The sequence below is a fragment of the Burkholderia sp. Bp8984 genome (assembly GCF_003853755.1).
In the GTDB taxonomy this organism is placed as follows: Bacteria; Pseudomonadota; Gammaproteobacteria; order Burkholderiales; family Burkholderiaceae; genus Burkholderia.
The window spans coordinates 130,506-145,019 of sequence record NZ_QTQN01000021.1 but is presented as its reverse complement, the minus strand read 5'-3'; the positions used below and the strand labels follow the sequence as shown (position 1 = coordinate 145,019).

Here is a 14,514-nt window from a genome sequence, read left to right as displayed (position 1 = left end):
TCGCTCACTCAAAGCTGACAGGAATATGAATCACTTCATAAACCTGACTTACTTTAGTGTGAGACTCTTGATACTTTTGCCATCTGACCCGAAGATCAGCTCGCCGCCATCAAGCGCCCACACTTATCGGCTGTTAATTTTTAAAGAGCATTTCTGCGAGGACCCGGAGGCTTTCTCAGCAGCGCTGCGTTTTCAGCAGCAGAGAAGCGAGATTATGAACCGTCTTTTTCAGTTCGTCAACAACTTTTTAACTGCTTCGTTGCGACGGCTGGGGTTCAACTTCCTGCACCGTCGAGGCCGCTACGACCCGCCCGACAGCACCGCTTCCCTTCTTCTCCCGCGCCGCGTTTCCGTTAGCGCGAAAGAGGCGTGATTCTAAGCACCTGCCCTCGTCCGCGCAACCCCTTTGTGAAAATATTTTGAAAAGCCCCCGTGCGCTGCCGCGCACGGGGGCTTGGGGTTCGATGAACTACGTGCCTCCGGCGACCTTGAAGCGGCCGGCAATCCGTCGTTCTATATATATGGCGAGTTTACTTGCCGCCAGCCACGGCCTGCAGCTGCTCCACCGGCACCGCGTCGGCCATCGCCGTGTAACCGGCGTCGCTCGGGTGAATGCCGTCGCCGCTGTCGTAGCGGCGCTGCAGCACACTCGGGCGCGCCGGATCGCGCAGTACCGCGTCGAAGTCGACCACACCATCGAACCCGCCGCCGCTTCGGATCCACCGGTTCACCTCGAGCCGGATCGCCTCGCGCCCGGCCGGCAACGCCGCGGGCGTGAGCGTCGCACCGAAGATCTTCACCCCCTGGCGGTGTGCAGCCTCGATCAACCGGCGATAGCCGTCGATCAACGATGCCGCCGTGACCTGCGTATGCGGGTTGTCGCAATCCAGCCCCGCGCGCGGCGGCATCGCCGCAAAGTTGATGTCGTTGATACCGATCAGCACGATCGCCGCCTTCACCCCCGCGCGCGACAGCGCATCGCGCTCGAACCGCGACGCCAGCGACGTGCCGTAGCACGCCGAATCGCTCAGCAGACGATTGCCGCTGATCCCGAGATTCACGACGCCAAGCGAATCCGAACCTGCCGCGGACAGCCGGCGCGCCAGCGCGTCGGGCCAGCGACGGTTGCGGTTCAGGCTCGAGCGCAGCCCGTCGGTGATCGAGTCGCCGATCGCGGCGACGCTCGCCCGCGCGGCCCCGGCCTCGACGGCCAGTTCGGTCACCCACGCATACTGGGTAAAGCGCACACGGAAGGCACCGCCGCCCGGATCGTTCACGTGATCACCCGGCGCCGATACGAAATTGAGCTGGTTCGACACGCGGTGCCACACGGTCATCCGCTGGTTCGCTCCCATCCGCAGACTGATCGCATACGGCTGCCCGGCCATCACGTCGATCGCCACCGCGTCGCTTTCGAGTTCCTGGCCCGGCGCGAGCGTCACCGACGCCTTGCCGCTGAAGCGCACGGCAGCACTCGCCCCGTCGGCAAGCGCCGCGCCGTCACCCGCGCGCGCAAGACCGGCGCCCTCGATCACCAGCGGCGCGCGACCGTACGCATTGCTCACGCGAATCCGCGCGGCATGCCCCGATACCGTCGGGTAGACGATCTGCCGGACGGTCCGTCCGCCCACGTCGGGCGCGCGATAGAGCGGCGGCGGCGCAGCCAGGTCGGGAATCGGCTGCAATGCGGTCGCCCACGCGGCGACCCACCCGGCCGGTGCGGCCGAGGCGGCAAGCGGCGACAGGAACACGGACGCGCCCAGCACGGTCGCGACGAAACTGCTTCGAAATGACATCGGCGAAATCCTTATCGGAAAGCGGGCATTGTGCCGCAGAAGCGGCCCGTCTCACGCGCCGGACCGTCTTCCTGCCCTGCGATCGCGCCCCGACGCCCCACGTTTACCCGAATCTCCCCGCAAATCCGCGAGAAATTTATTAACCGACCGGTCGGTTGGTTTATACTTCGCACACATTCAACCGGACGAGATCCTCCGCCATGTACACGCAATCCCTCGACATCCCCGGCAACGTCGCATCGCTCGACGCCGCAGCCGAGTCGCCCGAGCAGGCGCGGTTCGACGCGGTCATGGCCGCGGACGGCAAGATCGAACCGCAGGACTGGATGCCCGACGCCTATCGCAAGACGCTGGTGCGCCAGATTTCGCAGCACGCGCACTCGGAAGTCGTCGGCATGCTGCCGGAAGGCAACTGGATCTCGCGCGCGCCGAGCCTGAAGCGCAAGGCGATCCTGCTCGCGAAGGTCCAGGACGAAGCCGGTCACGGCCTCTACCTATATAGCGCGGCGGAAACGCTCGGCGTCTCGCGCGATTCGCTGATCGACGCGCTGCACGCCGGCAAGGCGAAATACTCGAGCATCTTCAACTACCCGACGCCGACCTGGGCCGACGTCGGCGTGATCGGCTGGCTCGTCGACGGCGCCGCGATCATGAACCAGATCCCGCTGTGCCGCTGCACGTATGGCCCGTACGCGCGCGCGATGATCCGCGTGTGCAAGGAAGAGTCGTTCCACCAGCGCCAGGGCTTCGATGCGCTGCTGTCGATGATGAAGGGCACCGACGCGCAGCGTGCGATGGTCCAGCAGGCGGTGAACCGCTGGTGGTGGCCGGTTCTGATGATGTTCGGCCCGAGCGACGCCGATTCGGTCCACAGCAACCAGTCCGCGAAATGGGGCATCAAGCGGATCACGAACGACGACCTGCGGCAGAAGTTCGTCGACGCGACGGTCGACCAGGCGAAGGTGCTCGGCGTGACGCTGCCCGACCCCGACCTGAAATGGAACGAGGCACGCGGCCACCACGACTACGGCGCGATCGACTGGGACGAATTCTGGCGCGTCGTCAACGGCGACGGCCCGTGCAACAAGGAACGCCTCGCGACCCGCGTGAAAGCGCACGACGACGGCGCATGGGTGCGCGAAGCCGCGCTCGCGCACGAGGCGAAGCGCCGCGCCCGCGCCGAACAGCACGCCGCCTGAGCGGCAACCATCGAATACAGGATTCAGGAGAGAGTGATGAACAAGGAATGGCCGATCTGGGAAGTGTTCGTGCGCAGCAAGCAAGGCCTCGACCACAAGCACTGCGGCAGCCTGCACGCAGCCGACGCGTCGATGGCGCTGCGCATGGCGCGCGACGTCTACACGCGCCGCCAGGAAGGCGTGAGCATCTGGGTGGTGCCGTCGTCGGCGATCACCGCGTCGGATCCGGCCGAGAAGGCCGAGCTGTTCGAACCGGCGGGCGACAAGATCTACCGTCACCCGACGTTCTACACGCTGCCCGACGAAGTCAACCACATGTAACGCCCGCGCCATGACGATCACGCCCGAACACCTCTCCTACGTGCTGCGCCTCGCGGACAACGCGCTGATCCTCGGTCAGCGCAACGCCGAGTGGTGCGGCCACGGCCCGATCCTCGAGGAAGACATCGCGCTCACCAACATGAGCCTCGACCTCATCGGCCAGGCCCGCATGCTGTATACGCACGCAGCCGAACTCGAGCACCAGCTGAACGGCGCGACGAAGACGGAAGACGATTACGCGTACTTCCGCACCGAGCGCGAGTTCGCGAACTTCACGCTCGCCGAGCTGCCGCACTACGGCCCGATCGCCGGCACCGCGCACGCCGACAAGGATTACGCGGTGACGATCGTGCGCAACTTCCTCTACGCGACGCTGATGCTGCACGTGTGGACCGCGCTCGAAACGTCGACGGACGCGCAACTGGCCGCGATCGCCGCAAAATCGGTGAAGGAGACCCGCTATCACGTGCAGCACGCGCGCGAATGGCTGGTGCGCCTCGGCGACGGCACCGACGAATCGCATCGCCGCGCTCAGGCCGCGCTGGACTACCTGATTCCGTACACGCGCGAATGCTTCGCGGCCGACGCGATCGACGACGCGGCCTGCGCATCGGGCGTCGGCCCGGCACCTGCCGCGCTCGAAGCCGCATGGCGCGCGGACGTGGACGAAGCGCTCGCGGAAGCGACGCTCACCCTGCCGGCGCCCGTGCAGCACGTGAGCACCGGCAAGCAGGGCGAGCACTCGGAGCACATGGGCTACCTGCTCGCGGAAATGCAGAGCCTCGCGCGCCAGCACCCTGGCGCGACCTGGTAACCCGCCGCCCCAACGGAGCCCGACGATGTCCGTCCAGACCGCCGCCCCCGCCGACCCGACGCCCGCCGCGCACCGCAACGATCCGTTGCTCGCGCGCGCGTGGGACGTGCTCGAAGCCGTGCCCGATCCCGAGATTCCGGTCGTGTCGATCCGCGAGCTCGGCATCCTGCGCGACGTCCGTCGCGCGGACGACGGCCAGCTCGAAGTCGTGATCACGCCGACCTACTCCGGCTGCCCGGCGATGTCGCAGATCGCCGAGGACATCGCCGCGGCAATGCAGGCCGCCGACCTGCCGCCGCACCGGATCGAGACGGTGCTCGCCCCCGCGTGGACGACCGACTGGATCACGCAGGAAGCGCGCGACAAGCTGCGCGCGTACGGCATCGCGCCGCCCGTCGGCCAGTGCGGCAGCGCCGCGCCGCGGGAAAACGTCGTGCGTTTCGTGCCGCGCCCCGTCGCGGCGCCCGTGTGCCCGCGCTGCGGCTCAGCCAACACCGAGCGCCTCGCGCAATTCGCGTCCACGGCCTGCAAGGCGCTGTATCGCTGCGTCGACTGCCGCGAACCCTTCGACTACTTCAAACCTTACTGAAATGAAACAGCCCCCACGCTCTCTTCATTCGCTGCCCCCCGAGGGGGCCGACGCCCCCGTTGGGGCGGCCCGGCGGGGGTCGTCAACCCCGCAATTTCACCCGCTGCGTATCCGCGACGTGCGGCCCGAGACCGCCGACGCCGTTACCGTCTCCTTCGACGTGCCGCCCGAGCTGCGCGACGCGTACCGCTTCACGCAGGGCCAGTTCGTCACGCTGAAGACCCACATCGACGGCGAGGAAACGCGCCGGTCGTACTCGATCTGCGTCGGCACGACCGACTACGACCGCGACGGCGAACTGCGCATCGGCATCAAGCGCGTGCGCGGCGGCCGTTTCTCGAATTTCGCGTTCGACACGCTGCAGCCGGGTCACACGATCGACGTGATGACACCGGACGGCCGCTTCTTCACGCATCTGAACGCGGACCACGGCAAGCAGTACGTCGCGTTCTCCGGCGGGTCGGGCATCACGCCGGTGCTCGCGATCGTGAAGACGACGCTCGAACTCGAACCGCGCAGCACGTTCACGCTGATCTACGGCAACCGCAGCGTCGACGCGATCATGTTCGCGGAGGAACTCGAGGACCTGAAGAACCGCTACATGAGCCGCTTCGTCCTGTACCACGTGCTGTCGGACGACCAGCAGGACGTCGAGCTGTTCAACGGTGTGCTCGACCAGGCGAAATGCGCGCAATTCCTCGCGACGCTCACGCCGGCCGACGCAATCGACGAAGCGTTCATCTGCGGCCCGGCGCCGATGATGGACGCGGCCGAAGCCGCGCTGAAGGCAGCCGGCGTGCCGCAGGCGAAAGTGCACGTCGAACGCTTCGGCACGCCGCTGCCGCAGGCGGGCGCGCCCGTCGTCGAGATCACCGACCAGACGCCGGCTGCCGACCTCGAAATCGTGCTCGACGGCAAGAAACGCAAGCTGCGCCTGCCGTACGAAGGCGTGAGCCTGCTCGACGTCGGCCTGCGCGCGGGCCTCGCGCTGCCGTACGCGTGCAAGGGCGGCGTGTGCTGCACGTGCCGGGCGAAGGTGGTCGAAGGCGAGGTCCGGATGGAGAAGAACTACACGCTCGAGGAACACGAAGTGAAGGACGGCTTCGTGCTCACGTGCCAATGCCACCCGATCAGCGACAAGGTCGTCGTGAGCTTCGACGAGCGTTGAGCGGCGTCGCGCCGGCGCGCCGCGCCGGTTTCTCGTCGTCACACATCTCGCTTACACTAGGGGCCGCCGGCCGGCTGGACGTCTTCACGTCCGCCCGGCCGGCGGTTTTCTTTTGTTGACGACAGACCGATGAGTACCATTCACGTGATTCAGGGCGGCACCGCCGCCGCGTCGCTGCGCGAGGCCCTCGCGCAAGCCGGACGCGACGAGCGCGTCGTCGGATTGCTCGACGATCTCGCGGTCGGTCCGCTGAAGGGCGCCGACGAGACGCCCGACACGCGCGCCGCCTTCTGGCAGCGCGTGCTCGGCGACGCGATTCCCGACTGGAACGCGGAAATCGAAGGCGAATTCGCCCGCCTCGACCAGCTCGCGACCGAGACGGGCCAGGTGGTCGTCTGGCACGCGCCGAGCGTCGGCGACAAGCTGCTGCTGCGCCGCGTCGCCTATCACCTGCGCAACGTGCCGCAGCGCCTGAACGAGGTGCGGCTGTCGGCCGCGGACCTCGACGCGCCGCAGCGCGCGGCGCTGACCCGTACCGACCAGGCCTGTTCGACCGGGATGTTCTCGCCGGCGGCGCTCGCGCGCAAACGGCCGCTGGCCGCACCGATCTCGGTGCTGCGCATCGGCCGCCTCGCACTCGAATGGCAGGAGGCGAAGCACCTGAATGCCGAGTTGCGCTACTGGGTCAGCAACACCATCAAGAGCGGCCAATACGCGGACCTCGACGCGCTGATCGTCGCGCACGCGGAAACCGGCTGGCTGCCCGCTCGACGCGTCGTCGGCGGCATCATGGCCGGCGCCGACCGCGGCGGGCTGTTCGTCAGCGACTCGATCGCCTGGTGGCGCTGCCGCGAACTCGCGGCAGCCGGCCGGCTCGAGCTGCAGGACGACGCGCCGGCCGCCCTTTCTTCCACGCAGGTGCGCGCGCCCGCCGCGCCTCGCTAACGCTACTCTTTCGCATTCGACCATGGCCCGTACCCGAGCGCCCGACCACGAATCCCAGCGCGAGCAGATCCTCGATCTCGCCGCCGAGAAATTCGCGCAGACGAGCTACCCGAGCACGTCGATGTCCGATCTCGCGACCGCGAGCGGCACGTCGAAGGCACGTCTCTATCACTATTACGAGAGCAAGGAAGCGATCCTGTTCGACCTGCTCGACCGCTACACGAAGCGGTTGATGCTGATCATCGCCGAGGTCGAAGGTGCGAGCCAGCGGCGCGGCCTCAGCGAACGCGACGCGTTCGCCGAGCTGGTGCGCGCGTTCCTCGCCGAGTACGAGACGTCGCACAGCCGCCATGTCGCGCTGCTCAACGACGTGAAGTATCTCGAGGACGCCCAGCGCGAAATCGTGCTCGACCGCCAGCGCGACATCGTCGCGGCATTCGCGCGCCAGCTCGCGCGCGCCTATCCGGACCGGATCTCGAAGGAAAACCAGACGTCGGTCACGATGATGGTGTTCGGGATGATCAACTGGACGTTCACATGGCTCAAGCCGGGCGGCCGCCTCGGCTACCGCGACTTCGCCGAGCAGGTGATCGACCTGATGGAGCACGGGCTGTCGTCTGGCGCGTGATTGCCGCGCAGCAGCATGCGTTGCGCGGCGGGTACACTGCGACAGGCCGCCGCGCATTTCATGTGATGAATTTTAAATCTCTTATAAATCAAATAGATAGCAAATGAACTAAGCGGATTTAGAATTCGTCCTCGGCACAAATAACGTCAAATACGGGTTTTCCCCAACCCGCTCGGGTAAAATGCTGTTGCATTGCACAAGCTGCTTGTGCGGCTACAGACTGAGGAACCCACGATGAACACGCAACTCGACCGCCGTGCCGATGCTGTCGGCCACGCCGGTACTGCGCCGGTTCTCGTCAGGGAACTGGCTTCCAAAGACCGTGAGCGAATGCTCACCCACTTTCTCTCGCTCAACGAAGAGGACCGCCTGCTGCGCTTCGGCCAGATGGTGCCCGACCACGTGATCGAGAACTATGTCCGTACGATCGACTTCGGTCGCGACACGGTGTTCGGCGTGTTCGACCATGGGCTCGAACTGATCGGCGTCGGCCACCTGGCGTATCTGCCCGCGGAAGGCGACAAGCGCACGGCCGAATTCGGCGTGTCGGTGCTCGAAAGCGCCCGCGGACGTGGCGTCGGCTCGAAGCTGTTCGAGCGCGCGGCGATCCGCAGCCGCAATACCCGCGTGACGATGCTGTACATGCATTGCCTGTCGCGCAACGCGACGATGATGCACATCGCGAAGAAATCCGGGATGCGGATCGAATACGCGTACGGCGAAGCCGATGCGTACCTGTCGCTGCCGCCGGCCGACCACGCGACGATCCTCGCCGAGATGCTGCAGGAACAGGCCGCGGTGTTCGACTACGCGCTCAAGCGCCAGGCGCACCGCACGTCGAAGTTCATCGAATCGCTGATGCCTGCCGCGCTGACGGCATAACATCGGCCGACCGGGCTGCCCTGCGGGGCGCCCGGCCTTCCCTTCCTTCTCGCCTTCCCCCGCCGCGCACTAGCGCACCGAGCGGATCGGCAACGCCGTCGTCTCCTTGAAGCACTCGAGCGAGAAGCTCGTCTTCACGTCGATCACCGACGGATGGTGCAGCAAGTGCTCCTGCACGAAGCGGGAGAAGTGCGCCATGTCCTCGACCTGCACGCGAAGCAGGTAATCCATGTCGCCCGTCATCGCATGGCACGCGACCACTTCCGGCCAGGTCTGCACGGCCGCGCGGAACAGTTCCGCGTGGGTCGCGCCCGCGCGCGCCGACGTCTCGTCGGCACGGACCGGCGCCAGGCCACCACGCTTCTCGAGCCGCACGCTCACGTACGCGAGCAGGTCGAGCCCGAGCTTCTGCGGATCGAGCAGCGCGACGTAGCCGGTGATCACGCCGATCTCCTCGAGCCGCCGGATCCGCCGCAGGCACGGGCTCGGCGACAGGTTCACGCGCTCGGCGATCTCCTGGTTCGACAGGCGGCCGTTCTCCTGAAGAATCGCCAGAATCCGCCGGTCGATGGCATCCAATTCGGCTTGCGCCATTTTCTGCCCTCCGTTGATTATTTCCAGACTGGAAATTGCGCCATCGTAGGCACGGACGATTAAGTTCGCAAGTTTTCGCTCGCGCCCGCCCGCTACACTTTGTCGCACGTACCGATTCGTTGCGCACGCCGACACGTGCGCCGCGTTCGACATCGAACCGGGCCGCACACGCGCACGTCGCGCCGGCCGATCGCCCCGCACAGGAGACACGACATGCAGATCCCCAACTGGGACAACCCCGTCGGCACCGACGGCTTCGAATTCATCGAATACACCGCGCCGGATCCGAAAGCGCTCGGACAACTGTTCGAGCGGATGGGTTTCACCGCGATCGCCCGCCATCGTCACAAGGACGTGACGGTCTACCGCCAGGGCGACATCAACTTCATCATCAACGCCGAGCCCGATTCGTTCGCGCAGCGCTTCGCGCGCCTGCACGGCCCGTCGATCTGCGCGATCGCATTTCGCGTGCAGGACGCCGCGAAGGCTTACCAGCACGCGCTCGAACTCGGCGCGTGGGGCTTCGACAACAAGACGGGCCCGATGGAGCTGAACATCCCGGCGATCAAGGGCATCGGCGATTCGCTGATCTATTTCGTCGACCGCTGGCGCGGCAAGAACGGCGCGCAACCGGGCGCGATCGGCGACATCAGCATCTATGACGTCGACTTCGAACCGATCGCCGGCGCGAACCCGAACCCGGTCGGCCACGGCCTCACCTACATCGACCACCTGACGCACAACGTGCATCGCGGCCGCATGCAGGAATGGGCCGAGTTCTACGAGCGGCTGTTCAACTTCCGCGAAGTGCGCTATTTCGACATCGAAGGCAAGGTGACGGGCGTGAAGTCGAAGGCGATGACGTCGCCGTGCGGCAAGATCCGGATTCCGATCAACGAGGAAGGCTCGGACACGGCCGGCCAGATCCAGGAATACCTCGACGCCTATCACGGCGAAGGCATCCAGCACATCGCGCTCGGCACGAACGACATCTACGGCGCGGTGGACGGCCTGCGCGGCAAGGAAGTGAAGCTGCTCGACACGATCGACACGTATTACGAGCTGGTCGACCGCCGCGTGCCGAACCACGGCGAATCGCTGGACGAGCTGAAGAAGCGCAAGATCCTGATCGACGGCGCCCGCGACGACCTGCTGCTGCAGATCTTCACCGAGAATCAGATCGGCCCGATCTTCTTCGAGATCATTCAGCGCAAGGGCAACCAGGGCTTCGGCGAAGGCAACTTCAAGGCGCTGTTCGAATCGATCGAGCTCGACCAGATCCGCCGCGGCGTGGTCCAGGACAAGGCCTGACGCAGAAGGCCGCGCGGCGCCCGGCTGGCCCGGGCGTCCGCGCGAACATCGGCGGCACAAGGAAAAAGGGCGGGAATCCTGCGATTCCCGCCCTTTCGTCGTTCCGGCGCGGCCCGGCGGCCGCGCGAACGGATCAACGCACGTTCGCCTTCGACACGACCGCACGCGCGGCCGCCGGCTGTGCGTCAGCATCCTGCGCCGGCGCGATCTGACGCATCTGCGCGCCGGCTGCCGCCAGTGCGCTCGCGCCGCGCGCGTGCACCGGGCCGGTCATCGCGAAGAACGCGGCGGACACGATCAGGAAACTCTGGATATGACGTGTGTTCATTGCACCTCCTGTAAAACTGCCGGCGCCTCCCCGGTTGCGTCGAAACGAGCCGACGCGACCGGGCACCTCCGGCAGGCCGACAAGATTAACGGCATTTGTCCGATGATGGGCGCGCCTTTACATGCCTTTACATGATGTAACGCATAGTCGCGCCATTTAGTCGGCGTGCCGCGGCACGCCGGCCGGTGGTCGGCGGGTTTATCCCAGTGCTACCATCACTTAAAACCGGCCAATATGCCGGCCACTGCCGACACGTTCACAAGACGTCGACGCAATCGAAGCTTTGGTGATCCCAAACTGGGTGGAGGAGACTGTTAATGAATGCCCCGCTAGACGCAGGCCAACGCGCATCGCTCGAAGCCGCGCTGAAGTCCGTCACGCTTGACGACAAATACACGCTCGAACGCGGCCGCGCGTACATGAGCGGCATCCAGGCGCTCGTGCGCCTGCCGATGCTGCAGCAGGAACGCGACCGCGCCGCCGGCCTCAATACGGCCGGCTTCATTTCCGGCTACCGCGGCTCGCCGCTCGGCGGCCTCGATCTGTCGCTCTGGAAAGCCAAGCAGCACCTGGCGGCCCACCAGATCGTCTTTCAGCCCGGCCTCAACGAAGATCTCGCCGCCACCGCCGTGTGGGGCTCGCAGCAGGTCAACCTGTACCCCGGCGCGAAGCACGACGGCGTGTTCGGCATGTGGTACGGCAAGGGGCCGGGCGTCGACCGCACCGGCGACGTCTTCAAGCACGCGAACTCGGCCGGCTCGTCGAAGCACGGCGGCGTGCTCGTGCTCGCCGGCGACGACCACGCGGCGAAATCGTCGACGCTCGCGCACCAGTCCGAACACATCTTCAAGGCCTGCGGGCTGCCGGTGCTGTTCCCGTCCAACGTGCAGGAATATCTCGACTTCGGCCTGCACGGCTGGGCGATGAGCCGCTACTCGGGCCTGTGGGTCGCGCTGAAGTGCGTGACGGACGTGGTCGAATCGTCGGCGTCGGTCGACATCGACCCGCATCGCACCGAGATCGTGCTGCCGACCGACTTCATCCTGCCGGAAGGCGGCCTGAACATTCGCTGGCCGGACCCGCCGCTCGTGCAGGAAGCACGGCTGCTCGACTACAAGTGGTACGCGGCGCTCGCCTATGTGCGCGCGAACAAGCTCGACCGGATCGAGATCGACTCGCCGAATGCGCGCTTCGGGATCATGACGGGCGGCAAGGCGTACCTCGACGTGCGCCAGGCGCTGACCGACCTCGGCCTCGACGACGAAACCTGTGCGCGGATCGGCATCCGCCTGTACAAGGTCGGCTGCGTGTGGCCGCTCGAAGCGCAGGGCGCGCAGGCGTTCGCGCGCGGCCTCGACGAAATCCTCGTCGTCGAGGAAAAGCGCCAGATCCTCGAATACGCGATCAAGGAAGAGCTGTACAACTGGCCCGATGCGCAGCGCCCGCGCGTGTTCGGCAAGTTCGACGAGAAGGACGGCGCCGGCGGCGAATGGTCGGTGCCGATGGGCAACTGGCTGCTGCCCGCGCACTACGAACTGTCGCCCGCGATCATCGCGAAGGCGATCGCGACGCGCCTCGAGAAGTTCGAGCTGCCGTCCGACGTGCGCGCGCGCATCGCCGCGCGGCTCGCGGTGATCAACGCGAAGGAAATGGCGCTCGCGAAGCCGCATGTGCAGACCGAGCGCAAGCCGTGGTTCTGCTCGGGCTGCCCGCACAACACGTCGACCAACGTGCCGGAGGGCTCGCGCGCGATCGCCGGGATCGGCTGCCATTACATGACGGTGTGGATGGACCGCAGCACGAGCACCTTCAGCCAGATGGGCGGCGAAGGCGTGCCGTGGATCGGCCAGGCACCGTTCACCGACGAGAAGCACGTGTTCGCGAACCTCGGCGACGGCACCTATTTCCACTCGGGCCTGCTGGCGGTGCGCGCGGCGATCTCGTCGAAGGCGAACATCACCTACAAGATCCTCTACAACGATGCCGTGGCGATGACGGGCGGCCAGCCGGTCGACGGCGTGCTGACGGTGCCGCAGATCACGCACCAGCTCGCGTCCGAGGGCGCGAAGAAGATCGTGATCGTCACCGACGAGCCGGAGAAGTACGACAGCCAGAAAGCCCTGCTCGCACCGGGCGTGACGATTCATCACCGCGACCAGCTCGACGACGTGCAGCGCGAGCTGCGCGAGATCGAAGGCACGACGATCCTGATCTACGACCAGACCTGCGCGACCGAGAAGCGCCGCCGCCGCAAGCGCGGCACGTATCCGGATCCGGCGAAGCGCGTCGTGATCAACGACGCGGTGTGCGAAGGCTGCGGCGACTGCTCGGTGCAGTCGAACTGCCTGTCGGTCGAACCGCTCGAAACGGAATTCGGCACGAAGCGCCAGATCAACCAGTCGAGCTGCAACAAGGACTTCTCGTGCGTGAAGGGCTTCTGCCCGAGCTTCGTCACGGTCGAAGGCGGCCAGCTGAAGAAGCCGAAGGCCGTGTCGGTCGACGGCGGCGCGCTGCCGCCGATTCCGGAGCCGACGCTGCCGGCGATCGACCGTGCGTACGGCGTGCTCGTCACGGGCGTCGGCGGCACGGGCGTGGTCACGATCGGCGCGCTGCTCGGGATGGCCGCGCACCTGGAGAACAAGGGCGTGACCGTGCTCGACGTGACCGGCCTCGCGCAGAAGGGCGGCGCCGTGATGAGCCACGTGCAGATCTCGCACGCGCCGACCGACATCCACGCGACGCGGATCGCGATGGGCGAAGCCGACCTCGTGATCGGCTGCGACGCGATCGTCACGGCCGGCGACGAATGCACGTCGCGGATGCGGCACGACGCGACGCGCGTGGTCGTCAACAGCGCGCAGACGCCGACCGCCGAGTTCATCAAGAACCCGAACTGGGCGTTCCCTGGCCTGTCCGCGGAGAACGACATCCGCGCGGCAGCCGGTGAAGCCGTCGACTTCATCGACGCGAACCGCTTCGCGGTTGCACTGCTCGGCGACGCGATCTACACGAACCCGTTCGTGCTCGGCTACGCGTGGCAGAAGGGCTGGCTGCCGCTCACGCTCGCGTCGCTCGAACGCGCGATCGAACTGAACGCGGTGTCGGTCGAGAAGAACCGCGCGGCGTTCGACTGGGGCCGCCGCGCCGCGCACGACCTCGCGAGCGTGAAGCAGGCCGCGGCCGGCGATGCACGCCACGCGCAGGGCGCCACGGTGATCGCGCTGCACACGAAGAAGGCGGTCGACGCACTGATCGCGAAGCGCGTGGAGTTCCTCACCGCGTACCAGAACGCCGCGTACGCATCGCGCTATGCGGCCTTCGTCGACACGGTGCGGGCGGCCGAACGCGCACTGGCGGACGGCGACGCCGTGCAGGAGCCGTTGACCGAAGCGGTCGCGCGCAACCTGTTCAAGCTGATGGCGTACAAGGACGAGTACGAGGTCGCGCGGCTGCAGTCCGATCCCGCGTTCCTCGCGCGCCTGTCGTCGCAGTTCGAAGGCGACTGGAAACTGAAGTTCCACCTCGCGCCGCCGCTGTTCGCGAAAACGGACGCACACGGCCATCTCGTGAAGAAGGCGTACGGCCCGTGGATGCTGTCGGCGTTCCGGCTGCTCGCGAAGGCGAAGTTCCTGCGCGGCACGGGGCTCGACCCGTTCGGCCGCACCGCGGAGCGCCGCACCGAGCGCGCGCTGATCAGCGAGTACGAAGCGCTGATCGGCGAAGTGCTGGGCAAGCTGAACGCGGCCAACCGCCCGCTCGCGCTCGAGCTCGCGGCGCTGCCGGACGGCATTCGCGGCTACGGCCACGTGAAGGAGAACAACCTGCGCGCGGTACGCCAGAAGTGGGACACGCTGCTCGCGAAGTGGCGTTCGCCGACGGGCGGCCAGTCGCATCAGCAGGTCGCGTGACGGCGCGGGGCGGGTGTTCGCGATCGGGACG

At 66.6% G+C, this 14,514-nt stretch carries 14 protein-coding genes; 11 read left to right on the top strand and 3 right to left on the bottom strand.

Annotated features, from left to right (window positions below; all coding sequences use genetic code 11):
• Positions 1–373: hypothetical protein (locus tag DID98_RS35895; protein ID WP_221622536.1), on the top strand; the 373-nt coding region annotated here is incomplete at its 5' end.
• A 157-nt stretch (positions 374–530) separates the two neighbouring features.
• Here DID98_RS35895 and DID98_RS21755 read toward each other — a convergent pair.
• On the bottom strand, positions 531–1,796 hold the full coding sequence (locus DID98_RS21755; RefSeq protein ID WP_124571408.1) for an SGNH/GDSL hydrolase family protein: 1,266 nt from the start codon (positions 1,794–1,796) through the stop codon (positions 531–533).
• A gap of 200 nt (positions 1,797–1,996) precedes the next feature.
• Between DID98_RS21755 and paaA the strand changes: the two genes are divergently transcribed.
• From paaA to DID98_RS21715, 8 genes are all read left to right on the top strand, one after another.
• On the top strand, positions 1,997–2,995 hold the full coding sequence (paaA, locus tag DID98_RS21750) for a 1,2-phenylacetyl-CoA epoxidase subunit PaaA (protein ID WP_044846317.1): 999 nt from the start codon (positions 1,997–1,999) through the stop codon (positions 2,993–2,995).
• A 36-nt stretch (positions 2,996–3,031) separates the two neighbouring features.
• Entirely contained in the window at positions 3,032–3,316 is a 285-nt protein-coding gene (paaB, locus tag DID98_RS21745) for a 1,2-phenylacetyl-CoA epoxidase subunit PaaB (RefSeq protein WP_006752453.1), read from the top strand.
• 10 nt (positions 3,317–3,326) lie between these two features.
• Positions 3,327–4,130 carry a 1,2-phenylacetyl-CoA epoxidase subunit PaaC gene (gene paaC, locus DID98_RS21740; protein WP_124571407.1) on the top strand — a complete coding sequence of 268 codons (804 nt, stop codon included), beginning with the start codon at positions 3,327–3,329 and terminating at the stop codon, positions 4,128–4,130.
• A 25-nt stretch (positions 4,131–4,155) separates the two neighbouring features.
• Positions 4,156–4,719 carry a 1,2-phenylacetyl-CoA epoxidase subunit PaaD gene (gene paaD, locus DID98_RS21735; RefSeq protein ID WP_124520505.1) on the top strand — a complete coding sequence of 188 codons (564 nt, stop codon included), beginning with the start codon at positions 4,156–4,158 and terminating at the stop codon, positions 4,717–4,719.
• Positions 4,720–4,750: 31 nt separating this feature from the next.
• Positions 4,751–5,887, top strand: a complete 1,137-nt coding sequence (gene paaE / locus DID98_RS21730; RefSeq protein ID WP_124571412.1) for a 1,2-phenylacetyl-CoA epoxidase subunit PaaE — start codon at positions 4,751–4,753, stop codon at positions 5,885–5,887.
• Between the two features lie 129 nt (positions 5,888–6,016).
• Positions 6,017–6,832 carry a DUF1835 domain-containing protein gene (locus tag DID98_RS21725; RefSeq protein WP_124489238.1) on the top strand — a complete coding sequence of 272 codons (816 nt, stop codon included), beginning with the start codon at positions 6,017–6,019 and terminating at the stop codon, positions 6,830–6,832.
• Between the two features lie 22 nt (positions 6,833–6,854).
• The gene (locus DID98_RS21720; protein WP_059682891.1) at positions 6,855–7,460 is read left to right on the top strand and encodes a TetR/AcrR family transcriptional regulator; all 606 of its coding nucleotides are present in this window, start codon (positions 6,855–6,857) and stop codon (positions 7,458–7,460) included.
• Positions 7,461–7,694: 234 nt separating this feature from the next.
• Positions 7,695–8,342: a GNAT family N-acetyltransferase gene (locus DID98_RS21715; protein ID WP_044846322.1), complete on the top strand. Its 648-nt coding sequence runs from the start codon at positions 7,695–7,697 to the stop codon at positions 8,340–8,342.
• A 69-nt stretch (positions 8,343–8,411) separates the two neighbouring features.
• On the opposite strand, the gene DID98_RS21710 is transcribed toward DID98_RS21715, so the two are convergent.
• Complete coding sequence (locus DID98_RS21710; protein ID WP_011655746.1) at positions 8,412–8,936, bottom strand: Lrp/AsnC family transcriptional regulator; 525 nt, start codon at positions 8,934–8,936, stop codon at positions 8,412–8,414.
• Between the two features lie 213 nt (positions 8,937–9,149).
• Here DID98_RS21710 and hppD point away from each other — a divergent pair, with 213 nt between their 5' ends.
• A complete protein-coding gene (gene hppD, locus DID98_RS21705) occupies positions 9,150–10,247 on the top strand; it encodes a 4-hydroxyphenylpyruvate dioxygenase (protein ID WP_124571406.1) in 1,098 nt (365 codons plus the stop codon).
• A gap of 133 nt (positions 10,248–10,380) precedes the next feature.
• Here hppD and DID98_RS21700 read toward each other — a convergent pair whose 3' ends face one another.
• Positions 10,381–10,575 (bottom strand): hypothetical protein, encoded by a 195-nt coding sequence (locus DID98_RS21700; RefSeq protein ID WP_044846325.1) that lies wholly within the window; start codon positions 10,573–10,575, stop codon positions 10,381–10,383.
• 317 nt (positions 10,576–10,892) lie between these two features.
• Here DID98_RS21700 and DID98_RS21695 point away from each other — a divergent pair, with 317 nt between their 5' ends.
• Positions 10,893–14,483 carry an indolepyruvate ferredoxin oxidoreductase family protein gene (locus DID98_RS21695; protein ID WP_124520504.1) on the top strand — a complete coding sequence of 1,197 codons (3,591 nt, stop codon included), beginning with the start codon at positions 10,893–10,895 and terminating at the stop codon, positions 14,481–14,483.
• Positions 14,484–14,514 lie beyond the last annotated feature (31 nt).

Excerpts from the sequence above, each read along its gene's own strand:
- DID98_RS21755 (WP_124571408.1), bottom strand. The coding sequence starts at position 1,796 with ATGTCATTTCGAAGCAGTTTCGTCGCGACCGTGCTGGGCGCGTCCGTG.
- paaA (WP_044846317.1), top strand. The coding sequence starts at position 1,997 with ATGTACACGCAATCCCTCGACATCCCCGGCAACGTCGCATCGCTCGAC.
- paaB (WP_006752453.1), top strand. The coding sequence starts at position 3,032 with ATGAACAAGGAATGGCCGATCTGGGAAGTGTTCGTGCGCAGCAAGCAA.
- paaC (WP_124571407.1), top strand. The coding sequence starts at position 3,327 with ATGACGATCACGCCCGAACACCTCTCCTACGTGCTGCGCCTCGCGGAC.
- paaD (WP_124520505.1), top strand. The coding sequence starts at position 4,156 with ATGTCCGTCCAGACCGCCGCCCCCGCCGACCCGACGCCCGCCGCGCAC.
- DID98_RS21725 (WP_124489238.1), top strand. The coding sequence starts at position 6,017 with ATGAGTACCATTCACGTGATTCAGGGCGGCACCGCCGCCGCGTCGCTG.
- DID98_RS21720 (WP_059682891.1), top strand. The coding sequence starts at position 6,855 with ATGGCCCGTACCCGAGCGCCCGACCACGAATCCCAGCGCGAGCAGATC.
- DID98_RS21715 (WP_044846322.1), top strand. The coding sequence starts at position 7,695 with ATGAACACGCAACTCGACCGCCGTGCCGATGCTGTCGGCCACGCCGGT.
- DID98_RS21710 (WP_011655746.1), bottom strand. The coding sequence starts at position 8,936 with ATGGCGCAAGCCGAATTGGATGCCATCGACCGGCGGATTCTGGCGATT.
- hppD (WP_124571406.1), top strand. The coding sequence starts at position 9,150 with ATGCAGATCCCCAACTGGGACAACCCCGTCGGCACCGACGGCTTCGAA.
- DID98_RS21700 (WP_044846325.1), bottom strand. The coding sequence starts at position 10,575 with ATGAACACACGTCATATCCAGAGTTTCCTGATCGTGTCCGCCGCGTTC.
- DID98_RS21695 (WP_124520504.1), top strand. The coding sequence starts at position 10,893 with ATGAATGCCCCGCTAGACGCAGGCCAACGCGCATCGCTCGAAGCCGCG.